The organism is Brevibacterium sp. XM4083 (assembly GCF_006489205.2).
Lineage (GTDB): Bacteria > Actinomycetota > Actinomycetes > Actinomycetales > Brevibacteriaceae > Brevibacterium.
In genome coordinates, this window is record NZ_VFYR02000003.1 from 46,984 (window position 1) to 73,441 (window position 26,458).

Here is a 26,458-nt window from a genome sequence, read left to right on the forward strand (position 1 = left end):
CCCTAGGCTGAGACCAGCCGACCCAGGAGGAATCATGACCGACCAGTCCATCCCCCAGCCCGTCGCCGACTTCATCGCCACCGTCAACGCCCATGACGACGCAGGCTTCCTCGACTCATTCACCGATGACGCGTTCGTCGATGACTGGGGTCGCACCTTCACCGGCCGTGACGAGATCAAAGGTTGGAGTGACAAGGAGTTCATCGGCTCACAGGGCGTCCTCACCCCTGAGGAAGTCAGCGCTGACGACGACTCCGTCACCGTGGTCGGCGATTGGAAGTCGAACTACGCCAATGGGCGGTCCTCGTTCAGGTTCACCACCAAGGGAGACAAGCTCACCTCGATGACGATCCGCGAGGGCTGACCACATCGGCGGCCGACACCCCGCCCCACGATGATCGCTGCGAGCCCCACCGCTTCGACGCATGTGCCACAATGACAGAGACGCGCATCCGTCACGGCGGTGGGGCTCGCCGTACCCAACCTCGGAGCAGTCCGCTCCGACAACAGTCCCTACCTCGACCGGCGCCAGCATGCCCGAAAGGTAGGAGAGACCATGAGCACCGCCCCCACCCACCTGCGAGCGTCCTCCCTCATCCTCGTCGCTGCGGGCGGCACGCTCGGGACGGCAGCCAGGGAGGCGATCAGTCTCACCGTTCCCTCCCTCGCGGGGATCCCGGTGGCGATCTTCGGCATCAACATCCTCGGCGCGTTCCTCCTCGGACTCCTCCTCTCCGCCCTCGCCCGGCGCGGGCCGGATGAGGGCGCTCGACGCCGGGTGCGCCTCCTCGTCGGCACCGGGTTCATGGGCGGGTTCACGACGTACAGTGCGCTGGCCACGGATGCGGCGCTCTTCCTCGGCGGGGTGCCGGGAACGGAGTCGGCGGGTGGGGTCCCCGCGGTCACCGCCTCCACCGGGATCGGCGTCGGCTATGGGCTCGCGACCGTCATCATCGGCGGGCTCGCGACATGGGCGGGGATCGCCATCGGCGCGCTCACGCGAGCCCAGTGCCCGCACGCTGCGACTCGCACGACCGCGACCCGTACGGCGGGGAGCCGCGCGGAGGCGACAGGCTCCCCCGCCGAGGCGGTCCTTCCGGTGGAATCGGATCCGCACGATTCCGGCGCCGCCGGGACGGGCCGACGGGACGGTGACCGCCGATGACGCCGCTGCTCTTCGCAGGCATCGCCGTGGCCGGCGGGATCGGCGCGGCGGCGCGGATGGTCCTCGACGGACTCATCAGATCGCGGCTGGCAGGGGCCACCCCGTGGGGGACGATCGCGATCAACGTTTCGGGCTCTCTTGTGCTCGGATTCCTCACCGGGCTGGCGGCAGGGAACCTCCTGCCCACGGAGTGGTTCCTCATCATCGGCACGGGCTTCCTCGGCGGGTACACGACGTTCTCGACGGCGAGCTACGAGACCATCCGCCTCCTCGAACAGCGCGCGTGGTGGGCGAGCGCGATGAGCGGGCTCGGCACCCTCGTGCTCGCCACGACTGCGGCCGGCCTCGGGCTCCTGCTCGGCGGGCTGGTCTGATCCGCCTCGGCGGGCTGATCATCTCAACCACCGCCCACCGGCGGATCCTCAGCCTTCTTTCCGGCAATGCACGTTCTGCTCAAATCTCCGCAGATGCCCCCACCCTCACCGCATCACGGCAGTCATCTTGCCTGGTGAGAACGGCAGGTTCACCGGCCTTTACTGTCACGGCCTGACATGCCTAGAGTGGGAACAGAGGTTGCCGTGTGACCTGCAGTCATACGCGTGTCACTCCTCTTCAGCATCGAAGCGAATGGAGAACGAATATGCCTACGCCCGAAGAACAGGTCGACCAGTGGTTCGATCCGAAGAAGCCCTCGACGACCGAGGTGGGAACGAAGCGGGAGTCAGACGCACACTCGCTGAGCGTGGGTCCTGACGGCCCTCTGCTCCTTCACGATGTCGCCCTCGTCGAGAAGATCGCCCGCTTCGACCGTGAGCGCGTGCCCGAGCGCAGCCCGCACGCGAAGGGCTCCGGCGCGTTCGGCGAGTTCGTCGTCACCGGCGACGTCTCGAAGTACACGAAGGCGAAGTTCCTCCAGCCCGGGACGACGACCCCGATGCTCGCGCGCTTCTCCACCGTCGCTGGTGAGCTCGGTTCGCCGGACTCGTGGCGCGACGTCCGCGGCTTCGCCCTGAAGTTCTACACCGAAGACGGCAACTTCGACATGGTCGGCAACAACACCCCGGTGTTCTTCGTCCGCGACCCGATGAAGTTCCCCGACTTCATCCACTCGCAGAAGCGCCTGCCCGATTCGGGTCTGCGCAGCCCGAACATGCAGTGGGACTTCTGGTCGCTCTCGCCCGAGTCGGCCCACCAGGTCGCCTACCTCATGGGACCGCGCGGCCTGCCGAAGACGTGGCGGAACATGAACGGCTACTCCTCGCACACCTACATGTGGGTCAACGAGGACGGCGAGAAGTTCTGGGTCAAGTACCACTTCCTCACCGACCAGGGTGTGGAGAACATGTCGAACGAGGAGGCCGCGAAGCTCGCCGGTGAGGATGCCGACGTCCACCGTCGCGACCTCTTCGACGCGATCAAGGACGGCAACTTCCCGTCGTGGACGCTGCACGTGCAGATCATGCCGTACGAGGACGCGAAGACCTACCGGTTCAACCCCTTCGACCTGACGAAGATCTGGTCGAAGAACGACTACCCGCGCATCGAGGTCGGACGGTTCACGCTCAACCAGAACCCGATCAACCACTATGCGCAGATCGAGCAGGCCGCGTTCAGCCCGTCGAACACCGTGCCCGGCACGGGAGTCTCCCCGGACAAGATGCTGCTGAGCCGAGTGTTCTCCTACCCGGATGCGCAACGCAACCGCGTCGGCACGAACTTCAACCAGCTGCCGGTCAACGCTCCCGTCGTCAAGACGAACAACTACGACAAGGAAGGGCACATGCAGTACCACCACACCGGTGCTGCACCTGTGTACGCTCCGAACTCGTACGGTCGCGCCTACCAGGACACGCAGGGCGTCGTCGACAACGGGTGGGAGGCCGACGGCGAGCTCGTCCGCATGGCCTACACCCTGCACCGGGATGACGACGACTTCGGCCAGGCGCACACCCTCGTCCGCGAGGTCTACTCCGAGGAGGAGCGCCAGGAGCTCGTCAACACGGTCGTCGACATGCTCAAGTCCGATCTCGAGGAACCGGTCCTCTCGAACGTGTTCGCCTACTGGAAGAACATCGACGCAGAGGTCGGCCAGGCTATCGAGGACGGCTACCGCCAGGGCTGATTCGCCCACGGGCACCCGGCCCACCGTCGGGTGAGCCGCGGCCCGGTCCGAGCGCCCGAGCGTCGACCCGCCTCCCCCACGGGAAGCGGTTCGACGCTCGGGCTTCGTCGTCTGGCAATTTAGTTAACTTGGTGAAATACTGACTCCATGAAGGACTCCCCTCGATCACCCGGCGCCCTCCGCATCGTCATCCCCATCGTGCTCATCCTCGCCTGGCTCGCCGTCTTCGGCTTCGGCGGCGCGAGCTTCTCAGACATCAGCGAGGTCTCCTCCGACGAACGGTCGAGCTTCCTCCCCGACAGCGCGGAGTCGACCCGCGTGCAGAACGAGATCACGGAGTTCACCGGATCCGATGCCGTTCCCGCGATCATCGTCGCCGAACGCCGCGACGGCCTCACCGAAGCGGACCGCACAGGTCTCGAGGAGCTCGCCGACAGCGCCGCAACCACGGTCCCCGGGGCGTCGGCGTCCCCGGTCATCCCCTCCGAGGACGGGCAGGCAGCGGAGATCGTCGTCGCTGTTCCCTCCGACGCCGAGGTCGGCGACGCCGTCACCGCGCTGGAAGCCGAGGCGCAGACGGTCCTGCCGGACGACCTCGGCGTGTGGGTGAGCGGGCCCGCCGGGTTCACCGCCGACCTGCAGGAGGCGTTCAGCGGCATCGACGGCATCCTCCTCCTCGTCGCCCTCGCCGTCGTCTTCGTCATCCTCGTCATCGTCTACCGCTCCCCCCTGCTGCCGATCCTCGTCCTCCTCGCGTCGATGACCGCGCTCTGCGCCGCCGTCCTCCTCAACGTCGCCCTCGCCCGAGCCGACGTCGTCACGCTCAACGGCCAGGTGCAGGGGATCCTCTTCATCCTCGTCATCGGCGCGGCCACGGACTACTCCCTCCTCTTCATCGCCCGATACCGGGAGGAGCTGCGCGACACCCAGTCGCCGCGCACGGCCGCGTGGCGGGCAGTGCGGGGTGTGCTCGAGCCGATCGCCGCCTCCGGCGGCACTGTCATCGCGGGTCTCCTCTGCCTGCTTCTGTCCGATCTCGGGTCGAACTCCGCTCTCGGCCCGGTCGCCGCAATCGGCATCGTCTGCGCGATGCTCACGTCGCTGACGTTCCTCCCGGCCCTCCTCGCCGTCACCGGCCGTGTCGCGTTCTGGCCCCGGGCCCCGCGGTTCGGCACCGCCCATCCTGTCCTCACCGGCCCCGAGGCGACCGGGCCCTGGTCCCGCATCGGCCGTGTCGTCGCCGCAGGACCCAAGCGGATGGCCGCCGGGGTCACGGTCGTCCTCGTCCTCGGGTGCGGCGGTCTCCTCGTCCTCGACGCCGAGGGAGTCCCGCAGAGCGAGTTCGTCCTCGGCGAGTCCGAGGCCCGTGACGGGCAGGTCGTCATCGACCGTCACTTCCCCGGCGGATCGGGCACCCCCGCCTACGTCCTCGCTGATGATTCGGAACGGGACAACGTCGCCGAGGCGATCGCCCGAACCCCCGGAATCGACGGGGTCGCGCTCATCGCCCAGGATTCGCCGTCCGGAACCGTTCCCGTCGACGCCTCCGGCGAAGTCGAGAGCGCAGGCCCGGCCGGAGGCGGTCCGGGCGGCGCGCAGGCCCCGGCCGCCGAGCCGACTGTCATCGACGGTGAGGTGATGTTCTCCGTCACCCTCTCAGATCCTGCGGACTCCCTCGAGGCCGAGCAGACCATCCGCGACCTCCGGGCTGAGCTGGGCCCCTACGATGCGGCAGTGGGTGGGAGCACGGCCGTCGACCTCGACACCAACGAGACCTCCTCGGCCGACCGGTCGGTGATCATCCCGATCGTGCTCGTCGTCATCACGATCATGCTCGCCCTGCTTCTGCGCTCCCTCGTCGCGCCGCTCGTCCTGCTCGCGACGACGGTGCTCAGCTTCGGCACGGCGCTGGGGCTCAGTGCGCTCATCTTCCAGGTCATCGGACAGCCGCAGTCGGATCCGTCCGTGCCGCTCTATGCGTTCGTCTTCCTCGTCGCCCTCGGCATCGACTACAACATCTTCCTCATGACCCGGGTCCGCGAGGAGACTCTCGGCCACGGCACGAGGGAGGGGACGCTGCGGGGCCTGTCGGTGACCGGAGGGGTGATCACGAGCGCGGGCATCGTGCTCGCCGCGACCTTCGCCGCCCTCGTCGTCATCCCGATCCAGTTCCTCCTCCAGCTCGCGATCATCGTCGCCCTCGGCGTCCTCCTCGACGCCCTCGTCGTCCGCACCCTGCTCGTGCCGGCGCTGGCGATCTGGATCGGCGACCGACTGTGGTGGCCCTCACGGCTCGCGCGCCCGCGCCGCCCCGACGCGCGCTCGGGTGCGGCAGACCAACCCACGGACGAGTCCGAGTCCTCGGCGACGAGGCTCCTGGCTCAGCGCTGAACGCCGTGGCAGAGTACTGAACGCAAGGGCGGCGGGGGCGCGGTGATTGCCGGGCAAGTCACGCAGTTCCGGCGCGTGCGAGCGGCGCCCACCGGCCTCGCCCGCCGAGGCCGTCCGCCGAGGCCGTCTCAGGTGTCCGGCTGGTCGGGGTGTGACTCGGCCTCGGCGTCGGCCTCTGCCCAGCCCTGCCCGCTCAGTGCGATCTCCTCGCGGGTGTCGCGGAGGAAGCGGATGACGACCTCACGTTCGTCCCGGGTGAGTCGGGCTGCGGCGTGGAAGCGCCTCGCCTGTTGCCGACCGACGGTCTCCATCGCCGAGGCGTAGGTTCCCTGCGTGATCGATACGGTCTGCGCGCGGCGGTCGTGCGGGTGCGGGGCGCGGGTGATGTGGCCGCCGCGTTCGAGCCGGTCGAGGAGCTTCGTCGTCGCCGCCGGTGAGATGGTCAGGTGGGCGGCGATCCCGCCGGGTGTGCCGAGGATGTCGCGATGACGGCAGACGATGAGGTAATGAAGCGCCTTCATGTCCGTGGCGCCGAGGCGCATATAGCGGCGGGAGGCCTCGGAGATCTCCTGCTCGGTGTCGCGGAGCTCGCCGAAGGCGGTCATGAGCTCCGTGATCTGCTCGACGTCGGCGGGGTCCATGCCGGAGCGGTCGACGAGGCTCTGCTGCGGGTCGCTGGCGTCGACGTCATAGACGGCCGATCTCTCGACGGCTTCGCTCGCCACGCTCTGCTCCCACTCTGCCTCGTCATTCCGGGGCCCATCGCACCCCGTGAGTCTCCCATCCATGCTACAGCGCGGGCCCGAGGCTCGACCTCCGCCGCCAGGAGCGCCCAAGTCTGCCCTCGCCCAACCGTCGGTTGCCTCCGCGAGGAGGATCCGGTTCGAAACCGGGCTGGTTTTCGCACCCGGTCCTCCTCGGTGGCGAGTCCTCACACTCGCCGCGTCGACCCACCGCAGCCTCTGGCTCCCCCACTCCTCGCTCCGGCGGCGGGTCAGAGTTCGGTGACGATGCCCCAACGGGCGAGTCGGGCCGCAAGCCAGTCGAAGCCGCCATCGTCACTGAGGTCGTCGAACGACTGCAGCAGGTCCCCCGGGCGGGCTCGTTCGAACAATGGGGTCGACCGCCCCGAGTCGAAGAAGACGAAGGCCAGCCCTGAGGGATCTCGCCGAGACACATAGCGGATTCCGTCGAAGCCCGCTCGCCAAGCGGTGCGCGCCCAGTGAATCGTCTCCGCATATCGGTTCGACCCGGGAGATGTCAGTTCGTCCCGCGGCATGTTCAGCGTGTGCATGTCAGCGCCTGCCAGAGAGGCGACCCTGAGGTCCCGGCTCGCCCGGACCTGTGCCAACACCCGACCGCGGAACAGTACGCGTGGGAGGGCATCGGTGTCGTCAGGGGCGCGGTCGCGAAGCAGCGTCTCCCAGAGCGCGACGTTCTCTGAGGGCGACGCGTAAAGCGTCGGGACCGGCCTCGCGGGCTCTGCATCGTCGAGGAAGAACGAGAACCGCGAAACCGGGAAGACATCGTCCCTCTGCGTCGCCCGGACTGCCAAGGACGTTCCCGGATTGAAGTCGTTCGGCGCACGGTTCGATGGTCCCGGCGAGTACACGCGCAGGAGAACGGTCCCTGCGGGAACCAGGTCCTCGGCGGGCTTGAAAGGCTCTGGCGGCGTCGCCACCGGTCGCGCCATCAGACGTCCGCGAGGGCGGCCGCTGCCGTGGAGAGGAAGTCGGGGTCTCCCGCGCGCTGCGCCGGCAGGTCGCGTGCGAACCTCGGAGAGGGCGCGGCCGCCCAGATCGCGAAGTCTCGACCGTCTAACCCGAGCTCGTCGAGCATGGCAGCCATCGGAGCGGCCCAATCACGGACGGTTCGGGTTTCGGGATCGATCTGGAAGGCGGGGTAGAGCGTCCTGCCTGCATGCTCGACGCGGATGAGGCTGCCGGATTTGGAGCGCTGAGCTGCCCAGTTGCGTCCGCGGCCGACATACTCAGCCATCTCACCCGCGCTGAGCAGACGTGTCTCGTCACTGCCCTCGAGCGCGGCCAGCCGTCGCTGGGATGCCGCCAGGCCGGCCGCAATGGCTGGGCTCGGTTGCGCACTCGCGATGCTGCTCTGCAGTTCGCCCTCGAGCACCTCGAATCGCAGGAGGCGCAGTTCGTCTTCGAGTTCGTCCAGACGGGTGATCGCGACGTGGGGAGAGAGTCCTCCGAGCGAAGCGCGCAGAGATTCGACAGCGTCGTGGACCGGCTGTCCGCCATCGGCGTCCGCACTCGACCCGGAAACTGCGCCCATCACCCACTCCAATCGTGCGTACCGTGCATTTCATTCTATTGCCTTAACTGCACGAAGGGAACCGATCGAGCCACTGGGCGTCGCCGAAGTGGCGGGAAGACAACCCGGCAGGGCGTCAAAGCGCGTCCCCGAGGAGGATCCGGTTCGAATCCCAGCCCGATTTCGAACTGGATCCTCCTCGGGGAGACGCCTCAGACCCGCCGCGCGTCGATGAGATGGCGGGTCGAGTGGGCGACGAACGGACCGTCGGAGGCGATGCGTTCATGGAGTTCGCGCAGGCGGTCCCGGTATCCCTCGACGGTGAAGCCGGGCACCCACCAGACGACCTTGCGCAGGAGGTAGACGACAGCGGCGACGTCGTGGATCTCGATGCGCAGGTCCGCGGTCCGGAGGTCGACGACCTTGAGGCCCGCCGCCTCGGCGGCAGCGGCCTCGTCGTCGGGGTGCCGCGCCCGCCTGGCCTGAGGCTGGGGGCCGAGGAAGAACTCGATGAGTTCGAAGACACTCGCCGGACCGACGTGCTGGGCGAAGTACGTCCCACCCGGTCGGAGCACGCGAGCGATCTCCTCCCACCAGATCGTCGCCGGATGTCGACTCGTCACGAGGTCGAAGGCGGCATCGGCGAAGGGCAGCGGGGGTTCGTCGGGATCGGCGACGACGACCACGCCACGAGGATGGAGGAGGCTGGTGGCCCGTGCGATGTTCGGCGGCCACGATTCGGTGGCCACGGCCGTCGGTGGGAACCGGGTCGCCTCGGCGAGGACCTCTCCCCCACCGGTCTGGATGTCGAGCGACGCCGAGGCGGCAGCCAATCTCTCGGCCAGCTGCCGGGCGTAGCCCCATGGGGGCCGCTCCTCGGTGGCGCGGCCCTCGAGCCACGCGAAGTCCCACCCGGAGACGTCGGCGTCGGCACCGAGGGCGATGAGATCGTCGAAGGAAGTGCTCACCCCGCGACGATGGCGTCGATCGCTGCCGGGTCGGAGGAGCGGAGGAACTCCTCGATGCGCGCGGTTTCTTCGCTCTCCCCGATCCCCGCCGAGGCGCGGCCGAGGGCATAGAGCGCACGGAGGACCCCGCGGTTGACCTCGTGCGACCACGGGATCGGACCGGCGCCGCGCCAACCCGCGGCGCGCAGGGCGTCGAGTCCGCGGTGGTAGCCGACACGGGCATAGGCATAGGAGTCGACGAGTCGACCTTCGGCGTGGGCCTCATCGGCGAGCACCGCCCACGCGAGCGACGAGGCGGGGAGGTCGGCGACGATGTCGAGGGCCTCCTCACCGGCATCGAGGCGGCGCTTCGCCTCGACGTCGGGGTGGTCGTCGGGGAGGAACGTCGGCTGCGGGCCGAGCTGCCCGGCATCGAGGTTGCCGATGTGGGAGGGATTGCCGATGGGCTGCGTCATGGTCGTCTCCTGTTCGTTGGGCGAGCGGTGCGGATCCGCCGAGGCGGGTCCCCGGTCATCGTGTCACACTCAGTTCGTCTTCACGGTCGAGGGCAGGACCGCGTACGGATTCGTCGCCAGCGCGCCGATGACGCCCTGTGAGGCGAGGTCGTCGAGCTGCTTCTTGTCTGCGACTCCGGTCGCCCAGACCCCCAGACCCGAGTCCGTCCAGTCACCGGCATCGGCGGCGTCGACGGCGACCATCGTGTACCCCTGATCGGCGAGCTCCTTCTCCGCCGTGGCGGTCGGATCCCCGACGAACATCGCAGCGATCCCGGCATCGGCGGCGGCGCGGGCCACCTCGGCGTCGGCGGTGCGCACGATCGTCGAGGCCGCCATGTCCGCCTTCGCGATCGCGGCCAGGGCCGGTTCCGCGGTGGCCGTGTCGGGGATGAGCGGCACGACCACGGTGCTGCCGGCGACGGCGTCGAGCACCTGCTGCCACGTCATCGGCGTGCCCGGTTCGGTGCCTTCGCGCGGGGGTGCGATCGTCCTGTCCTCGAACTCATCGACGGTGAGCCCGCCGAGGCCGTCGGGCAGTCCCAGCGTCTCGGCGGCGGTCTCGGGGTCGGCGGCGACGACGGTGCCGTCGTCGAGGGTGGTCAGCGTCGGGGCCGGAAGGTAGCCGAACTTGACGTTCTCGGTGAAGGCGAGCTCCGAGTTCGGCGGGTAGACCTCCGAGCCGCCGTCGAGGGCGGCCACGGCCGGTGGGTTGAGGTCGTCGACGGTGAGCGTGTCCTTGTCGCCGAAGACGTTGACGAGGAGGACGATGATGAGGCCGACGACGACCACGGCTCCGGCCCACAGGGGCGCGTTGAACTTCTTCGGCTCCGGCTGTTCGGGCATCGGGATGCGGTCCTCACTCATCGGCTGCCGTCCTTCGTCGATCCGGCGCCGGTGACGAGGCCGCGGAGGAAGCCCGCTCCCCAGCACAGGTGCATCGTCGGGAGGATGAGGCCGAACCAGAACCGTTCGCGGCGTCCGCAGTCCTTCGCGGTTCCCGCGGCGGCGACGATGCCGGCGATATACGTGAGACTGGGGACGTGGACGAGCGAGGTGAAGCGTCGGACGGGCTTCGGCCACCGCTTCGTGCGCCCGGTCAGTTGGAGGAGGGCCTCGATGACGCTCGCGGCCATGCCGAGGACGAGCAGCGGCGGCGCGAAGTACCGCAGGGAGTTCTTCGACCCGTACCGCCGGATGAGCTCGGCACGCCAGATGCCCGTCGCCCAGAACTGTCGGGCGATCTTCGACCACGTGCCCCGCGGCCAGTACGTGACCTCCATGTCCGGGTTGAACCAGATCCGTCCCCCGGCCGAGCGGATGCGCAGGTTGAGCTCCCAGTCCTGTCCGCGTCGGATGTCCTCATCGAACCCGCCGAGGTGGTCGAACACCTCCCGGCGGTAGACGCCGAGGTACGCCGACTCCGACTCCCCCGCCTCGTCGCCGGAGTGGTAGGCGGGTCCGCCGAGTCCGATCGGGGACATGTATGCGCGGGCGACGGCCTTCTGGAAGGCCGACTTCCCGCGGGCGCGCATGAGACCGCCGCAGTTGGCCGACTGCGTCTCCCGCAGAGTCTCGATGGCCTGGCGGGTGTAGTCGGGTTCGAGGCCCGAGTGGGCGTCGACGCGGATGACGATCGGGTGGCGGGTGTGCCGGATCGCGCGGTTGAGTCCGATCGGGGTGGCGCCCTCGGGATTGTCGACGGTCTGGATGCGCGGATCGGCCTGCGCCATGCGCGCGATGATCGCGTCCGTGTCGTCGGTCGAGGGGCCGAGGGCGAGGACGACCTCCTTCTCGCCGTCGTAGTCCTGGGAGAGGACGGTCGTGATCGCCTGCCTGATGTGCTCGGCTTCGTTGAGCACGGGCATGATGTAGGAGACTCCGGGCTTCTCCGCCAGCGGGGGAAGCCCTTCGGGGGTGAGGGGGGTGAGAACGTTCGGCACGCTCTCAATCCTCCCATACCCCCACCTCGGCGGGCGTGCAGGAGGCCCTCAGCCTCGGGGAGGGACTCACCGATTCGCCGAGGCGGTTCTCGCCGAGGCGGATGCCCGGCCGGTCAGTGCGCGGGCTTGCGGGCGGGGCGGGGCTTGGGCTTGACGGGACGGCCGGCGAACCACACGTAGCCGGCACCGGCCACGGCACCGCCTGCCATGATGACGATCCACCAGGGGAAGCCCGGGATGTCCGGCGGTTCGGTCGCGTCCTTGAGGGCGTCCGGCGGAGTGGGGATGACGCGTTCGCCGATGACGAGGATGCGCTGGGTGTTGATGCCCAGCGGGGTGCAGGTGACCAGGGTCGCGAGGTCCTTGCCGGCGACAGGGTCGAGCGTCTCGGTCTGGTCGGGGTCGACGATCTTCGTTTCGATGACCCGGTAGGTGACGACGCGACCGAAGGTGTTGAACGTGAAGTAGTCGCCCTTGCCGATCTTGTCGAGGTTGGTGAACATCTCCGCCTCGGCGAGGCCGCGGTGACCGGTGACGACGGTGTTCATGCCGACACCGCCGACGGGCAGCGCCGTGCCTTCGAGGTGGCCGATGCCGCGCAGCAGGGTCTCGTCCGAGGTGCCGTGGTAGATCGGCAGATCGACGTTGATCTTGGGGATCTGGATCCGCGACATGACGTCGCTGGACGGGGAGTTGAGGATGTCGTTGTAGCCGAGCGTGCCGCTCGGGTCCTTGCCGGCGCTCTGGCCGGGCTGGGGAAGGCGCTGTCCGGCGTTGATCCGCGCGCCTCCGGCCTGCAGCTTCTTGTTGTACTCGTCGGCGAGTCGGAGCTGCTCCGCGTTCTGCGGGGCGTTGGGGTCCTCGGTCGTCGTCGCGTTCTTGAGCACCTCCGACTGGTCGAGCTGGGAGAACCAGGCGGCCATCGACGGGTAGGTCCACACGCATGTGCCGACGAGGAAGAGCACCGCGATGATCACCGCGGGCACCGACAGCTTCCACCGAGGCTTCGGCGGTGTCGGATCCGCTGGTGCGGGATCAGTGAGGGTCGCGGTCATATCTCCAGCATCTCATGGTTTGTGCGGGACGGGGCCGAGAGACGTGATCATCTCTCGGCCCCGGCTCTGCCTCTCGCCGAGGCGGCGGCATCACCACCGCCTCGGCAGGAGACGTTGTCCTCAGGCCTTGCGGGCCCGGGTGTAGCGCATCACGGCGGCGCCGATCGCGAGCAGCAGCAGGGCGATGCCGAGGATGGTCAGCATGAGCTGGCCGTTGGCACCGGTGAACGGAAGCTCACCGCGGTCCTTCTGCTTGTTCGAGATCTGCACGAGCACGGGATCGGAGGACCCGCCGGCCTTGACGGTCACCGTCGTCCAGGGATCCTGCGGCAGCGTGTAGCCGGCCGGAGCTTCGATCTCCTTGAGGTGGTAGTCCTTCGAGGTGACGTCGTTGCTGCCGACCCAGAGGCTGATCGAGGCCTTGCCGTTGGCATCGGTCGTCAGCGTGCCCACGGGCTGTCCGTCGCGCGATTCGTAGATCTCGAACTTCGCACCGGCCAGCGTGGCCGACTTGTCGTTGTCGGCGTACTTGAGGATCTCGAGCGCACCCCAGGTGGTGGTCACGGGGTTGGTCGTGACCTCGGAGCCGTTGGTCGAGACGATCGCCTTGTTCTCGATGACGCCGTTGCCGCCGAGCGAGGTGACGGTGGTGACGACGTTGACCTTGACGTTCTGTCCGGCCTGGAGCTTCGCCAGTCCCGACGAGGTGAAGGTGACCTTCGCGGTCTGACCCGAGCAGTCGACGGTGTAGTCGGCGGCATCGAAGCCTTCGACGGTGACCGACTTGCAGGTCAGTCGCGGATCGAGGTTGTCGGTGACGACGAACGACTTGTACTCGTCGTCGTTGGCGACCTGCGGGATCGGAGCGGTGATCGTCCAGGTGACGTCGTTACCGAGGACCGGAGCCGTGGGGCCCGAGACCTCCTTGGTCGGCTTCGTCTGGTTCGTCTTGTTCTTCGGGTAGACGTTGACGTCATAGAGCCACTTGCCACCGGTCTGCGGAAGCGGAAGGGTGACGAGGAAGGGCTGCGCGGGCGAGATGATGTTGTTGTCGCCCGACCCGGTCTCCTCGACCTTGTAGAGGCCGAAGGGAAGGTCCTGCGTGACCCGTCCGTTGGCGTCGGTGGTCACCGTGATCGGCGTGCCGAAGGTGTAGCCGTTGCCTTCGGTGACGTTGTCGATGGTGGCACCGTCGATGAGGTTCCAGCCGGCGTCGGTCTTGAGGTCGATCGCCTGGCCGTTGCGCTGGGTCACCGGGGTGATGGTGAACTCGACGCCGGCCAGCGGGGTGCCGAGGTTCGAGGGATCCTCGATCTTCGTGCCGTCGCCGCGCGGGCCCTGGTCACCGTCGTACTTGTTGATCGTCAGCGAGGTCGAGCGGTTCGGGTCGATGTTGCCCGAGGCGGCTTCGGCGGCCGGCGCGTTGACGCCGACGCCGACGAGGCTGAGCGCAGCTGCTGCGGCAAGGGCGGGGATCCACCGCATGCGCTTGAACAGAGTCGCTTTCATTCGTGGTTGTTCCTTTCGGTGCTTTCTGTGAAATCTGGGGTCGATGGTCGTGTGGTCGCGAGGGGAATGGAAGGGGTGTCAGCTCCTCCCCTGCACTCGACGTCGGTGCTGCCAGGCAGCGGCCGCCGCACCGGCGAGGAGCAGAGCCGCTCCGCCGATGATGTAGCCGGTCGTTCCGATGCCGCCGGTGAACGGCAGCTGCGGTGACTCGGCCTGCTTGTTGACGATCGGCTCCTCGAAGGCGAAGTCGAGCCGATCGCGGGAAATGGTGAAGGGTCGTTCGGTCTCATCGAGTTCGTACCCGGCGGGAGCCTTGGTCTCGACAAGGGTGTAGTCGCCCCACTTGAGGTCCTCGACGCGGAACTGGCCAGCCTTGGGGTTCCGATCCCGGCCGGAGCATCCCTCCGCCGAGGCGGCGACGCAGTCATCGAGGTCGATCTCGTTGCCGTCGGCATCCCGGATCGTCCATTCCGACCCGTCGAGGAGGTCGCCGGATTCGCTCGTCTTCTCCCAGGACACGGTTCCCGCGGAGTCGGCGTTGGCGACGATGCACTCGGCGTTCTGCCCGGCGGCGATGCTCACCTTCTTCGTCTTCTCGTCGTAGGTGGCCCCGGTGCATCGGATCGAGACCTGCTCGTAGCCGGGCAGGCTGTTCTCGGAGATGAGGTAGGTGCCGCTGGTGACGTACTTCTTCTCTCCGCTGTCGAACGGCACCGCTGATCCGCCGTCGCGGGTCGAGAAGAGGCGCTGGTTCCAGTCAGCGGCGGTGAGCTCACCGCCGTTGTCGTTCTCGACGTCCTTGGTGATCGTCAGCGTCTGGCACTCGACGGTGTTCGTCACTGTGTAGACGTTCGAGGCACCGGGCAGCTTCGTGCTGAACGTGTCCGTGAGCGCCACGGTGCCCGTGATGCCGGGGCCGGAGATGGTCTTCGACTTCACCGAGCAGCCCGGGAACTTCTGGGCGTCGATCGTCGCAGTCTCGCCGATCTTCACGGTGTCGCCGACAGCGAAGCCCGTCCGCTTCTGGCCGAAGGCCGGCTCGCCGGAGCCCTGCCCGGCAGGGTCGAGCAGGAGCTTCGCGCTCATTCCGGACGGCTGGCTGCCGTTGTCTATCGTCTTGCCGTCGATGACCCACTTCTTGTTCACCGTGACATCGGCGGAGGATTTCTTGTTCACGTACCCGCATTCGACCGTGTCGCCGGGACGAATCTGTTCGGACAGCGTCTGTTCCGCCGCGCCGGTGAGGGGGACGTTCGCGGTCGTCCCATCGAACCGCGTGATCCGGCACGTGCCGCTGGCGAACTCGTAGCCGGTCTGCTGCCGTTCGGAGACGGCGAGGCGAGCCGACGAGGTGTTCGATCCGAAGTTGAGCGTCCACTTCGCATTGCCCGAGGCATCGGTGGTCTGCGTGTCGGCGGTCGGCGATTTCGTCACGGTTCCCGACGCCGCGGTCGCCTTGGCGCCGACGGTCCAGCCGGACGCGTTCTGCTCGCTGCCGCCGCTCTGGTCCTGCGTCTTCTTGTTGATCGTCACCTCCGCTGTCGCGGGGGCGTTCGTGATCCGACAGATGATCTCGTCGCCCGTGGCGGGGAAGGTGAACGTTGTTCCGGTGCCGCTGCCGGACGGGCTGATCGGCTTGTCGTCGGCGGTGCAGGAGTACCGGGAGGCGTACCGGCCAAGGTTCGTCGTCCCTGCAGCGGTCTCTCCGAAGGTCAGTGACGTTCCCCGAGCCACGGGGAACGGGCCGATTCGTTCGTCCTGGATTCCGGTCTTGGAGCCGGTGGTCGTGGCGGTGCCGAGATCCAGCTTCGTTCCATCAGTCTGGGTCATGCTGAGGTTGAGCTTGAACTGGTCGCCGGAGTTGACACGGTTGACGACGTCCTTCTCGATGGTGATCGTCGGAGGCGATGAGCATGTCGCGAGGTCGGTGGTGCCGAGCGCCTGGTTGTTGGCAACCTTCCGATTAGTGAACCCCGGCATGTCATACGTGGTGACCGCGTTGATGCGACCGGTGCTGGGAGCTGCCGCGGTTCCGAGGTAGACCTTGCCGTCGGAGTCGAACGCGATTCCGTTGACTCCTCCGACCGTCGGCTGGCCGAACGCCTCCGACGCCGGAATGGCGACATTCCCGTTGGCCGCCTGGAGTGCCTCATTCGTCACGCTGAAGATCTTCGTCTGGGTCTGCGCATTGTTGTTGTTCTCGTTGCGCACGATGAAGAGGTTGCCCTCGTTGTCGAAGACGAGGTCACCGTTCGCGCCGGTACCGTCCCCCTTGGTGTCGATCGTCCCTTTGAGCGATATCTTCCCACTGCTCGGGTCGAAGCTCCAGAGGCGGAACTGCTGGGCGGAATTGAGGAATCCGCCGAAGTAGTAGATGCCGGTGGAGAGGTCGACGCCGCCGGCGATCAGACCGACCTTGGCACCACCATTGGCCGCCGTCGACGAATCGAACTTGACGTTGGTGTTCGTCCAGACCCCGGATGCGGGGCTGAACGTGTAGAACGTGGCCAGATGAGAGATATTCTCAGTGCCGATCTTGTTCGGCGTGCGATCATAGGCGATCGCCGAGGTGCCGCCGGCAGTGATTCCGAGCCCATTGAGCTGGCTGATCGAATTGGCGGGCGATCCCACCGGTGTCATCGTCCCGTCAGGATTGATCTGCTGGAGCTGCCCGGGCTGGGCATTGATCGAATAGACAACACCCGGCCGACAGGAGAGCGTGGCCGCAGCCTGCGCCGCTGCGCGACTCGGCACCGGCGCGGACTCGGTCTTCGAAGATTCGGAGGGAGCAGGCTCGGACTGCGCGGCGTCGCCGCTGTCGCGGAGGCCTGAGCCCGACGACTTCTCGGTCGGCTTCGACGACTCGCTCGACGATGAGGGAGCAGAGTCGACTCCCTTTCCGGCCGCCTCGGCGGGGGTCGGTGCCATGAGGACACCGCTCACCGAGAAGAGGAGCACGAGAACGACGAACGCAGCGAGGAGCCCCCTCAGGGGTGAGCTCTGGTTCGGGCTGCGCCGGGGATTCGCGGGGGATGCGGACCTGAAAAACGCCATGCTGATCCTATTTCGTGGTGGTGCCGGGGATTGAGGGGAGGGGATGTCGGGGGTGCTGCGGGTGCCGAGCTGGGGACACGGCAGACCGTTGTTGCAAGTTCAATGACCAACTTACTAGCCGGAAACTTGAAAATGATTACAAACTCATAACATTCACAACACCTGGTGTGAGATGCGCAACCGGGGGTGACGCGCGTGACTCGGCGCGACAGTGATCGCTGGTCAGGGCACGCACGCGCCGCGGTTCGCGAGGTCGGCAGAGAGCACAGAAGAGGGCCGAGTGACGTGGAAGTCACTCGGCCCTCTCGGGTGTCTCAGCCGACGCGGAGGCTCACCGCCGCCTCGGCAGGAGACGCTGTCCTCAGGCCTTGCGGGCCCGGGTGTAGCGGACCACAGCTGCGCCGATCGCGAGGAGCAGCAGGGCGATGCCGAGGATGGTCAGCATGAGCTGGCCGTTGGCACCGGTGAACGGAAGCTCACCGCGCTCCTTCTGCTGGTTGGAGATCTGCACGACCGTCGGGTTCGACTCGCCGTTGGCCTGGACGGTCACAGTCGTCCACGGATCCGCAGGCAGCGTGTAGCCGGCCGGTGCCGCGACCTCTTTGAGGTAGTAGTCCCGCGAGGTGACATCGTTGCTGCCGACCCACAGGCTGATCGACGCGGTGCCGTCCTCACCGGTGGTGAGTTCGCCGATGGGCTCCGCGGCGTCGCGCGATTCGTAGATCTCGAACCGTGCCCCGCCGAGGGTGGCAGACGTGTCGTCGTCGGCGTACTTGAGGATCTCGAGCGGTCCCCAGTTGGTCTTGGCCGGGTTGGTCGTGACCTCGGAGCCGTTGGTCGAGACGATCGCCTTGTTCTCGATCTGGCCGTTGTCACCGAGCGAGGTGACGGTGGTGACGACGTTCATGACGACGTTCTGACCGCCTTCGAGCTTGCCCAGTCCGGTCGACGTGAACTCGATGTTCGCGGTCTGACCCGAGCAGGTGGCCGTGTAGTCGGTTCCGGCGGTGAAGCCCTCGACCGTGATGCTCTTACACGTCAGTCGCGGATCGAGGGTATCGGTGATGGTGAACGACCGGTACGTGTCGTCGCCGGCCTTGCCCGGAATCGGCGCGGTGATCGTCCAGGTGACGTCGTTGCCGAGCACCGGAGCGGTCGGACCCGAGACCTCCTTGGTCGGGGTCGTCTGGTTCGTCTTGTTCTTCGGGTAGACGTTGACGTCATAGAGCCACTGACCGCCGGTCTGCGGAAGCGGCAGGGTGACGAGGAACGGCTGCGCCGGGGAGACGATGTTGTTCGGACCCGGATCGGTCTCCTCGACGATGTAGAGGCCGTGAGGCAGGGACTGCGTGACCTGTCCGTTGGCGTCGGTGGTCACGGTGATCGGATCGCCGAAGGTGAACCCGTCGCCGGCGAGCACGTCGGCGACGACGACTCCGTCGATGGCGTCCCAGCCTGCCGCGGTGTCGAGGTTGACCTCTTCTCCGTTGGCCGTGAGCACCTGCCGGATCGTGAACTCGACGCCGGCGAGCGGAGTGCCGAGGGACGACGTGTCCTCGATCTCGGTGCCGTCGCCGCGCGGTCCCTGGTCACCGTCGTACTTGTTGATCGTCAGTGACGACGGGGTGTCGGGGTTGATGTTGCCCGCAGCTTCGGCAGTCGGCGCATCGAGGCTGACCCCGACGAGGCTGAGCGCAGCTGCTGCGGCGAGGACAGGGATCCACCTCATCCGCGTGAACAGAGTCGCTTTCATGGTTGGTTGTTCCTTCCGGTGTTCGTATAAATCTGTGAGTCGGTTGTCGTTTGCACGTGACGTGTGTGGAGCATGTCAGTCACACCCCGTGAGGGGAATCGGATAGTGGGTCAGCTCCTCCCGTGCGCTCGACGTCGGTACTGCCAGATCGCGCCGGCCGCACCGCCGAGGAGGAGAACCACCCCGCCGATGATGTAACCGGTCGTTCCGATGCCGCCGGTGAACGGCAGCTCAGGCGAACTGGCCTGCTCGTTGGCGATCGGCTCCTCGAAGGCGAAGTCGAGCCGATCGCGGGAAATGGTGAACGGACGCGGGGTCTCGTCGAGGACGTACCCGGCCGGAGCCTTGGTCTCGACGAGGGTGTAGTCGCCCCAGTCGAGGTCCTCGACGCGGAACTGGCCCGCCTCCGGGTCGACGTCACGGCCGGTGCATCCCTCAGCCGAGGTCGCCACGCAGTCGTCGAGGGGGATCTCATTGCCGGCCGCGTCGCGGATGGTCCACTCCGAGCCCTCAAGAGGAGCTCCGGACTCGTTGACCTTCTCCCACGAGACGGTGCCCGAGGAGTCCGCGTTCGCGACGATGCACTGGGCGTTCTGCCCGGCGGCGATGGTCACCGTCTTCGTCGACTCGTCATAGGTGGCGCCGGTGCACCTGATCGAGACCTGCTCGTAGCCGGGCAGGCTGTTCTCGGAGATGACGTAGGAGCCTGTGGTCACGTACTTCTTCTCACCCGAGTCGTAGGGCACAGCAGGGTTGGTGCCCTGCTTCGCGAAGAGGCGCTGGTTCCAGTCAGCGGCGGTCAGGGTGCCGCCGTTGTCGTTCTCGACGTCCTTCGTGATCGTCAGCGTCTGGCACTCGACGGTGTTCGTCACCGTGTACGTGTTCGAGGCCCCGGGCAGCTTCGTGCTGAAGGTGTCCGTGAGCGCCACGGTGCCGGTGATGCCGGGACCGGAGATCGTCTTCGTCTTCACCGAGCAGCCTGGGAACTTCTGGGAGTCGATCGTCGCGGTCTCGCCGATCTTCACGGTGTCGCCGACGGCGAAACCGGTGCGCTTCTGGCCGAAGGCCGGGTCACCGGCAGGCTGGCCGGCCGGGTCGAGGAGGAGCTTGGCGCTCATACCCGCCGGCTGGCTGCCGTTGGCGACCGTCTTGCCGTCGATCACCCAGTTCTTGTTCACCGTGACGTCGGCTGAGGACTTCTTGTTGACGTACCCGCATTCGACCTTGTCACCCGGTTGGATCTGCTGAGACAGGGTCTGTTCGCTGGCGCTGTTGAGTGTCACGGTGATGGGGCTGCTGCCGGCGCGGGTGATCACGCACGACCCGCTGACGAATTCGTAGCCGGACTGCTGCTGCTCGAGGACAGCAAGGTTGGCGCGCGCCGAGGTGGAGCCGAAGTTGATCGTCCACTTCGCGTTGCCGTCGGTGCCGGTCTGCTGGGTCGCGGCCGTCGGTGACTGGGTGACGGTGCCGGTCGCCGCTGTCGCTCTCGACCCGACCGTCCAGCCGGAGGCGTTCTGCTGGTTGCCGCCGTTCTGATCCTGAGTCTTCTTGTTGATCGTCACGTCGGCGGTGAGGGCACTGTTGACGAAACGACAGACGATCTCCGTCCCGGCTCCGGGCACAGTGATGGTCTTCGACGTGCCGGTACCGGACGACCCGGTCAATGGCTGTCCGTCGATCGTGCAGCTGTAGGTCGACGAGTACTTGCTCATGTCCGTGCCGCTCGCACCAGTCTCACTGAAGGTGATCTGCGCACCGCGGCCGACGACCATCGGGCCGACCTGTTGAGCCTGGACGCCGTTCGTCGTTCCCGATGTCGTGGTGGTGCCCATCAGGTTCGACCCTTGAGCGAGGGTGAGGTTGAACTGATCGCTCGCACTCGCCCTGTTCTGCACGTCCTTCTCAAGCGTGACGGTCGGCGCCGAACCGCACGCGGCGAGGTCGGTGGTCGATCCCAGCTGATTGGTGACGAGCTGTTCATCGCCGAAGCCGGGCATGCTGTAGGAATACACGCTGCTGCCCGCGCCCAGGTAGGCCCTGCCGTCGGAGTCGATCGCGAAACCGTTGACGGACGACGCCGTCGGCTTCGGCTGGGTCGAGGTTGCAGTCATGGTCCCGCCATTGGCGGCAGCGACCTGCTCGTTGGTGACGCTGAAGATCTTCGATTCAGTCCCCGAGTTGCGGAGGATGAACAGGTTGCCTTTGCTGTCGAAGGCGAGATCGCCGTTCGCGTTGACGCCCGAGCCGGGAGTGGCAACCGAACCCTTGTAGGCGAACACGCCTGTGGTGTGGTTGTAGGTCCAGAGCTTGAAGGTCTGACCGCCGGAGACGAATCCGCCGAAGTAGTACCGGTCGGTCGAGAGGTCGACACCGCCGGCGACGAGCGAACCGTTGAATGCGCCGTTGGCCGTCAGCGTCGTGTCGTAGGTTCGGTTGGTGTTCGTCCACGTGTCGGTCGCGTGATTGAAGATGTACATGCGCAGCTTGCCGGTGGCGTTCGCGTCATACCGGTCATAGGCATAGATCGGATCGCCGCCCGAGCCGATGCCGAGGCCGTTGAACTGTGTGGCGATCGTCGCGGGCGCACCGACCGGCGTCACCACCCCGGTGGCGCTGATGCGCTGCATCTGCGCAGACGGCTTGGTGTTCGTGATCGAGTAGACGTTGCCGGGCGTGCAGTACATCGTCGCCTGCGGCTCCACCCGGGTCGGCATAGGAGCCGGTTCCGACTGGCTCGGCGACGGCGACGGGCTCGACGAACCCGACGGTGCGAGCTCGGACTGCGAGGCGCCTCCGCTGTCCTGGAGGCCCGAGCCGGAGGATCCTTCGCTCGGTGACGGTGACGCAGACTCACTCGGCGTCGAAGACTCGCTCGGCGATGACGGCGCTTCGCCGAGTCCGGAACCGCTTGCGGCGGCTGGGGCGGGTGCCATGAGGACGCCGCTGAGACCGAAGAGCAGCACGAGGACGACGAATGCAGAGAGGACCACCCGGGCTCGCGAAGCGATGTCCGAGTTCCGCTGGGAACCAGCGGAGAATATGGAGTGGGTCGACGCCTTACCGTTCCTCAATCGTGATGGTGCGCGTGGGGCTGGAGGATCACTGAGAGCCGGATATGGGGGATGTCGGGGATGTAGGGTTCACCGAGCTGGAGACACGGCAGGCTCTCGTTGCAAGTTCAACGATCAATCTACTATGGGAACCCATGATTTCGGTCACGAATTCATAACTTTCACAAGATTCCCTGTGATTCGCCTGGCTGATTGCCCTCCGTGCACGGTACAGCTCCCCTGTGCGAACGCTGAGATCTCACGGGCAAGACCGCTTCCCACGCCACCGAATCGACTGCGAGATCCACGAAGCCGTTTCGGCGTGTCATACCAGGGCCTCGACCGTTCATCGGCGTCAAGAACGCCTGCCGAGACTCGACTCGAACCCCCGCACCGCGGACATCAGACCTGGGCAGAGACCCCGACGCCCCGCACCGCGCGCTCCCGACGCCGCCCTCGAACGCCGGCGCGTCAAGACATCTTCCTGCTTTCGTTCCACAATTCACGTCTCGATTGTTCAACGAAAAGCGGCCCCGGGAGTCTTCCCGGGGCCGCGACCGTTTCCGGTCACTGATCAGTCATGTGCAGTCATCCCTCGATCACCCGCGCGCGACCGCCTCGACCGCGGCGGCGACTGCGGGGGCCACCCGCTCGTCGAGAGCTCCGGGGACGATGTAGTTCGGCGCGAGGTCGTCGCCGACGAGCGCGGCGATCGCACTCGCCGCGGCAAGCTTCATCTCCTCAGTGATGTACGTGGCGTCGGCGTCGAGGGCTCCGCGGAAGACCCCCGGGAACGCAAGGACGTTGTTGATCTGGTTCGGGAAGTCGCTGCGACCGGTGGCGACGACCGTGGCGTACTGCGCGGCGACGTCGGGGGCGACCTCGGGGTTGGGGTTCGAGAGTGCGAAGATGATCGCGTCGTCGGCCATGGTCGAGAGCAGCTCCGGGTCGATCGTGCCGGAGGAGAGCCCGATGAACACATCGGCTCCGTCAAGGGCTGTCTCCACTCCCCCGCTCATCCCCCGCGGGTTCGAGTCCGCGGCGATCGCCTGCTTCGTCGGGGTGAGGTCGCTGCGCCCGGATTCGACGATGCCCTTCGAGTCGAGGACGACGATGTCGGAGACACCGGCCTCGTGGAGGATCTTCGTCACGGCGACGCCTGCGGCCCCCGAGCCGGAGATGACGACCTTGAGGTCGGTGATGTCCTTGCCGACGACGCGCGCGGCATTCATCAGCGCCGCGAGGACGACGATCGCCGTCCCATGCTGGTCGTCGTGCATGACGGGGATGTCGAGGGCGGCCTTGACCCGGTCCTCGATCTCGAAGCAGCGCGGCGCGGAGATGTCCTCGAGGTTGATCGCCCCGAAGGTCGGGGAGATCCGCACGATCGTGTCGACGATCTCGTCGACGTCGTTGGTGTCGATGACGATGGGGATCGCGTTGAGCCCGGAGAAGCGCTTGAACAGGGCACACTTGCCCTCCATCACCGGCAGGGACGCGCTCGCGCCGATGTCGCCGAGGCCGAGCACGGCCGAGCCGTCGGAGATCACCGCGACGAGGCGCCCGGTCCACGTCAGCTCCTTCGCCCGTTCGGGCTCCTCGGCGATCGCGGTGCATACGCGGGCGACGCCCGGGGTGTAGGCGATCGAGAGATCGCGCTGGGTCTCGAGCGGACGGGTGAGTTCGACGGCGAGCTTGCCGTGGTGGTGTCCTGCGAAGATCTCGTCTTCGGTGATGGCGGCGGCCGGAGCCTGTCCCTTGTCGTCAGCGGTCGGTGTCGTCATCGATGATCCTCGTCGTCAGTGGGGACGGCCCGCCTCGGCGGCCGTCGTCGTGGTCTCACATTGCAGGTCGTACCGGTGAGCCGGTCGGACACTGGCGCAGTCGCAGTCGCCGCAGGGTGGCCGGTGACGCCGCGCGCACCCTGCCGACCGGGGTGGGGGTCGGACGATCGCGCGCTCCACGACCGGCCCGCCTGAGGGGGGCGCGGACCTCCTGGGTCGGTCGTCGTGCCAGCATAACCCATGGATCGGTCACGGAGGTGTCCCAGCTCACCCCGCCGAGGCGGCCGGTCCGCTCCGATCGCACCCGTGCTCTCCGCCCGGCTGACTCCAGCTCTCCGCCCGGCTGGCACCAGGAGGTCCGGCCCGGACTCAGAGCGTGATGCTCGACCCGTCGGGCAGGATCCGCCGGAGCATGTCGGCCATCGTCACCGCCCCGACGATGCGCTCGTCGCGGGTGACGACGGCGAGCTGCTCGGCTTCATCGCGCATGAGGGTGAGCGCCTCGTGGACGGGCAGTTCCGCGTCGAGGACGAGGCAGTCGCGGGTGAAGTCCTCGATCCCGTGGTCGGCGGGCAGGAGGAGCACGTCGCGGACGTGGACGACCCCCGGTGCCGTCCCCGCGCGCTCGACGAGGATGCGCATGTGCCCGGACTCCGCCGCGAGGTCGCGCACCTGCCCGGCCGTCGCCGTCTCCGGCACCGAGGTCAGGGCACGCGTCCCACCGGGCAGCAGGCTGCCCACGCTCATCCGCTGGAGTTCGAAGACGTGGGTGAGCTGGTCGCGGTAGGCGTCGTCGAGTTCGCCGGCGGCCGCCGAATGCTCGACGAGCTGCCGGATCGTATCGATGTCCTGCCCGCCGAGCGCCCGCGATTCCGCGGGGGTGTATCCGCTTGCGGCCACGAGTTTATTGGCGACGCTGTTGACCCAGACGAGCAGGGGCCGCAGCAGCCACGCGAGGGCTCGGGCCGGCAGGGCGATGATCGTTGCCGCGAGCTCGGGGTGGGCGATGGCCCACGACTTCGGCGCCATCTCACCGATGACGAGGTGGAGGAACGTGACGAAGAGGAGGGAGAGGACGAAGGCGGCCGAGTCGGCGAGCCAGAACGGCGCGCCCACTGCGGTGAAGAGCGGAGCCAGCCACGCGTCGACGGCGGGTTTCGTGATCGCACCGAGCGCGAAGGTGCAGATCGTGATCCCGAACTGGGCGACGGCGAGCATGATCGTCAGCTCGTTCATTCCCCGCAGCGCCGCCCGCGCAGGCGCCGACGTCGACGCCTGCTCCTCGAGTCGGTGCCGGCGGGCGGCGAGCAGGGAGAACTCGATGATGACGAAGAACGCGCTGAGCACGATGAGTGCGATCGTGCCGACGATGACGAAGAGCGGAGCGTCGGTCATCGGTCCCTCCCTTCCTCAGCGGCGGACTCATTCGTGTCGCGGCCATCCGCGTCGGGGCCATCCGCACCAGGATCGTCGTCAGCCGAGTCATCGGCGGTGGTCTCGATGAGCGTCACCCGCATCTGCCCGGGCACGTGCCGGTCGACGGTGAGCACTTCGACGTCGAGCTCGCGTTCGACGGGGTCGTCGGCGAGGAGGTCGGACGCCTCGGCGAGGACGGGCACGGTGACCCGGTTGCCCGCCTCGGGGAACCCGCCGCTCGTGGCGATGACGAGCCCCGCGAGGGTCTCGAAGTCGCCCTCGGGCAGGTCGTAGCCGACGATGCGGCGCACCTCGTCGAGCGGCATGCCTCCGTCGGCCATCCAGGTCCGTGGGGCCTCTTCGACCATTGCGGTGGGGCTCTCCTCGTCGTGTTCGTCGGTGATCTCGCCGACGAGCTCCTCGGCGACGTCCTCGGTCGTGAGGATGCCGGCGAGGTCGCCGTACTCGTCGATGACGCAGGCGAGCTGCGAATCGCCGCGGTTCATCTCCGCGAGCGCATCGGGCAGGGCCATGAGGGTGGGGACGACGACGGGCGGACGCATGATCGTCGTCACCGGAGCGTCCATCGGCTCACTCGTGCGCAGGAGGTCGACGAGCTCGACGACGCCGACCGGCGCCTCGGTCTCGTCGAGGACCGGGTAGCGGCTGTGCGCGTGGGCCATGAGCTCGCGCAGCTCCCCGAGGGTGACCTCGTGGTCGACCGTGGCCACACGGGAGCCGGGGATCATCGCGTGCTCGACGTCGGCGTCGGGGAACTCGAGCACTCGGTCGATGAGGAGCGAGAGGTCGGCGGGCAGGTCGCCGGTCTGCCGGGACTCCTCGATGACGCGGCGGAGTTCGTCGGCGGACACGCTCGGGTCGACGTCGTGGACGGGTTCGACGCGCAGCAGCCTGAGGAAGAGGTTCGCGGCGACGTCGAAGATCGCGATGAGCCAGCCGAAGACGGCGAGGTAGATCTGCGTCGACCGGGCGAGGGCGAGCGCGAGGGTCTCGGGGGCGGCGATCGCGAGGTTCTTCGGATAGAGCTCGCCGAAGACCATCTGCACGATCGTCGCGACGAGGAGCACGCCGACGGTCGTCACGGCGACGGTGACCGCCGGCGGGATGTCGAGTCCCCCGAGGAGCGCGCCGAGCGACTGGCCGATCATCGGTTCGGCGACGTAGCCGACGAGCAGACCGGCGACGGTGATGCCCAGCTGCGCGCCGGAGAGCATGAACGATGTGCGTTTGGTGACGGCGAGCGCCCGCTTGGCGGCGGGGTCCCCGGTCTCCGCGCGGGCTGCGAGCCGCGAGCGGTCGACGGACATGTACGCGAATTCCTGGGCGACGAAGTACCCGTTCGCGGCGATGATGATGAGGACGAGGACGCAGCCGATCGCCAGCATCAGGAGTTCGGAGCCCATGGGGCGCTCACCCCCGCCCCGGCCGGCCGATCAGAGGCGCGACGATGCGCGCT

19 protein-coding genes and 1 pseudogene are annotated in these 26,458 nt (G+C 67.5%); 5 read left to right on the plus strand and 15 right to left on the minus strand.

Annotated features, from left to right (window positions below; translation table 11 throughout):
* Positions 1-34: 34 nt before the first annotated feature.
* From FJ887_RS09580 to FJ887_RS09600, 5 genes and pseudogenes are all read left to right on the plus strand, one after another.
* Positions 35-364: a nuclear transport factor 2 family protein gene (locus tag FJ887_RS09580; RefSeq protein ID WP_063248929.1), complete on the plus strand. Its 330-nt coding sequence runs from the start codon at positions 35-37 to the stop codon at positions 362-364.
* A gap of 192 nt (positions 365-556) precedes the next feature.
* Positions 557-985, plus strand: a pseudogene (locus tag FJ887_RS09585) (fluoride efflux transporter FluC); the annotation flags it as partial.
* A gap of 176 nt (positions 986-1,161) precedes the next feature.
* Positions 1,162-1,539, plus strand: coding sequence for a fluoride efflux transporter CrcB (gene crcB, locus FJ887_RS09590; protein WP_009380322.1), 378 nt, complete (start codon positions 1,162-1,164; stop codon positions 1,537-1,539).
* Between the two features lie 266 nt (positions 1,540-1,805).
* Complete coding sequence (locus FJ887_RS09595) at positions 1,806-3,287, plus strand: catalase (protein WP_009380325.1); 1,482 nt, start codon at positions 1,806-1,808, stop codon at positions 3,285-3,287.
* A 147-nt stretch (positions 3,288-3,434) separates the two neighbouring features.
* Positions 3,435-5,678 carry an MMPL family transporter gene (locus FJ887_RS09600; protein ID WP_140955250.1) on the plus strand — a complete coding sequence of 748 codons (2,244 nt, stop codon included), beginning with the start codon at positions 3,435-3,437 and terminating at the stop codon, positions 5,676-5,678.
* 128 nt (positions 5,679-5,806) lie between these two features.
* Here the strand turns inward: FJ887_RS09600 and FJ887_RS09605 are convergent, their stop codons facing one another.
* The 15 genes from FJ887_RS09605 to FJ887_RS09675 form a co-directional block, all read right to left on the minus strand.
* Positions 5,807-6,403: a MarR family winged helix-turn-helix transcriptional regulator gene (locus tag FJ887_RS09605; protein ID WP_140955252.1), complete on the minus strand. Its 597-nt coding sequence runs from the start codon at positions 6,401-6,403 to the stop codon at positions 5,807-5,809.
* Positions 6,404-6,672: 269 nt separating this feature from the next.
* Entirely contained in the window at positions 6,673-7,359 is a 687-nt protein-coding gene (locus FJ887_RS09610) for an RES family NAD+ phosphorylase (protein ID WP_181365636.1), read from the minus strand.
* Between the two features lie 11 nt (positions 7,360-7,370).
* Entirely contained in the window at positions 7,371-7,973 is a 603-nt protein-coding gene (locus FJ887_RS09615) for a hypothetical protein (RefSeq protein ID WP_140955255.1), read from the minus strand.
* A 191-nt stretch (positions 7,974-8,164) separates the two neighbouring features.
* Positions 8,165-8,920 (minus strand): class I SAM-dependent methyltransferase, encoded by a 756-nt coding sequence (locus FJ887_RS09620; protein ID WP_140955257.1) that lies wholly within the window; start codon positions 8,918-8,920, stop codon positions 8,165-8,167.
* A complete protein-coding gene (locus tag FJ887_RS09625) occupies positions 8,917-9,375 on the minus strand; it encodes a DUF3151 domain-containing protein (protein ID WP_119296801.1) in 459 nt (152 codons plus the stop codon). The genes FJ887_RS09620 and FJ887_RS09625 overlap by 4 nt, the downstream gene beginning before the upstream one ends.
* 69 nt (positions 9,376-9,444) lie before the next feature.
* The gene (locus FJ887_RS09630; protein ID WP_101624437.1) at positions 9,445-10,281 is read right to left on the minus strand and encodes a hypothetical protein; all 837 of its coding nucleotides are present in this window, start codon (positions 10,279-10,281) and stop codon (positions 9,445-9,447) included.
* Complete coding sequence (locus FJ887_RS09635) at positions 10,278-11,357, minus strand: glycosyltransferase family 2 protein (protein ID WP_140955259.1); 1,080 nt, start codon at positions 11,355-11,357, stop codon at positions 10,278-10,280. Before FJ887_RS09635 ends, FJ887_RS09630 begins: the two co-directional genes overlap by 4 nt.
* Positions 11,358-11,470: 113 nt before the next feature.
* Positions 11,471-12,412, minus strand: a complete 942-nt coding sequence (locus FJ887_RS09640; RefSeq protein WP_140955261.1) for a class C sortase — start codon at positions 12,410-12,412, stop codon at positions 11,471-11,473.
* 120 nt (positions 12,413-12,532) lie between these two features.
* Complete coding sequence (locus FJ887_RS09645) at positions 12,533-13,921, minus strand: SpaH/EbpB family LPXTG-anchored major pilin (protein WP_140955263.1); 1,389 nt, start codon at positions 13,919-13,921, stop codon at positions 12,533-12,535.
* A gap of 78 nt (positions 13,922-13,999) precedes the next feature.
* Positions 14,000-16,975: a SpaA isopeptide-forming pilin-related protein gene (locus FJ887_RS09650; RefSeq protein WP_140955265.1), complete on the minus strand. Its 2,976-nt coding sequence runs from the start codon at positions 16,973-16,975 to the stop codon at positions 14,000-14,002.
* A gap of 361 nt (positions 16,976-17,336) precedes the next feature.
* Positions 17,337-18,728: a SpaH/EbpB family LPXTG-anchored major pilin gene (locus FJ887_RS09655; protein ID WP_063250002.1), complete on the minus strand. Its 1,392-nt coding sequence runs from the start codon at positions 18,726-18,728 to the stop codon at positions 17,337-17,339.
* A gap of 110 nt (positions 18,729-18,838) precedes the next feature.
* Positions 18,839-21,721, minus strand: coding sequence for a SpaA isopeptide-forming pilin-related protein (locus tag FJ887_RS09660; RefSeq protein ID WP_232254170.1), 2,883 nt, complete (start codon positions 21,719-21,721; stop codon positions 18,839-18,841).
* A gap of 659 nt (positions 21,722-22,380) precedes the next feature.
* On the minus strand, positions 22,381-23,565 hold the full coding sequence (locus FJ887_RS09665; protein ID WP_095375067.1) for an NAD(P)-dependent malic enzyme: 1,185 nt from the start codon (positions 23,563-23,565) through the stop codon (positions 22,381-22,383).
* Between the two features lie 369 nt (positions 23,566-23,934).
* Entirely contained in the window at positions 23,935-24,960 is a 1,026-nt protein-coding gene (locus FJ887_RS09670) for a CNNM domain-containing protein (protein ID WP_095375068.1), read from the minus strand.
* Positions 24,957-26,405: a hemolysin family protein gene (locus tag FJ887_RS09675; RefSeq protein WP_140955267.1), complete on the minus strand. Its 1,449-nt coding sequence runs from the start codon at positions 26,403-26,405 to the stop codon at positions 24,957-24,959. The genes FJ887_RS09670 and FJ887_RS09675 overlap by 4 nt, the downstream gene beginning before the upstream one ends.
* Positions 26,406-26,458 lie beyond the last annotated feature (53 nt).

Coding starts and splice junctions, on each gene's coding strand:
- FJ887_RS09580 (WP_063248929.1), top strand. CDS start 35: ATGACCGACCAGTCCATCCCCCAGCCCGTCGCCGACTTCATCGCCACC.
- crcB (WP_009380322.1), top strand. CDS start 1,162: ATGACGCCGCTGCTCTTCGCAGGCATCGCCGTGGCCGGCGGGATCGGC.
- FJ887_RS09595 (WP_009380325.1), top strand. CDS start 1,806: ATGCCTACGCCCGAAGAACAGGTCGACCAGTGGTTCGATCCGAAGAAG.
- FJ887_RS09600 (WP_140955250.1), top strand. CDS start 3,435: ATGAAGGACTCCCCTCGATCACCCGGCGCCCTCCGCATCGTCATCCCC.
- FJ887_RS09615 (WP_140955255.1), bottom strand. CDS start 7,973: ATGGGCGCAGTTTCCGGGTCGAGTGCGGACGCCGATGGCGGACAGCCG.
- FJ887_RS09625 (WP_119296801.1), bottom strand. CDS start 9,375: ATGACGCAGCCCATCGGCAATCCCTCCCACATCGGCAACCTCGATGCC.
- FJ887_RS09630 (WP_101624437.1), bottom strand. CDS start 10,281: ATGAGTGAGGACCGCATCCCGATGCCCGAACAGCCGGAGCCGAAGAAG.
- FJ887_RS09640 (WP_140955261.1), bottom strand. CDS start 12,412: ATGACCGCGACCCTCACTGATCCCGCACCAGCGGATCCGACACCGCCG.
- FJ887_RS09645 (WP_140955263.1), bottom strand. CDS start 13,921: ATGAAAGCGACTCTGTTCAAGCGCATGCGGTGGATCCCCGCCCTTGCC.
- FJ887_RS09650 (WP_140955265.1), bottom strand. CDS start 16,975: ATGGCGTTTTTCAGGTCCGCATCCCCCGCGAATCCCCGGCGCAGCCCG.
- FJ887_RS09655 (WP_063250002.1), bottom strand. CDS start 18,728: ATGAAAGCGACTCTGTTCACGCGGATGAGGTGGATCCCTGTCCTCGCC.
- FJ887_RS09665 (WP_095375067.1), bottom strand. CDS start 23,565: ATGACGACACCGACCGCTGACGACAAGGGACAGGCTCCGGCCGCCGCC.
- FJ887_RS09670 (WP_095375068.1), bottom strand. CDS start 24,960: ATGACCGACGCTCCGCTCTTCGTCATCGTCGGCACGATCGCACTCATC.
- FJ887_RS09675 (WP_140955267.1), bottom strand. CDS start 26,405: ATGGGCTCCGAACTCCTGATGCTGGCGATCGGCTGCGTCCTCGTCCTC.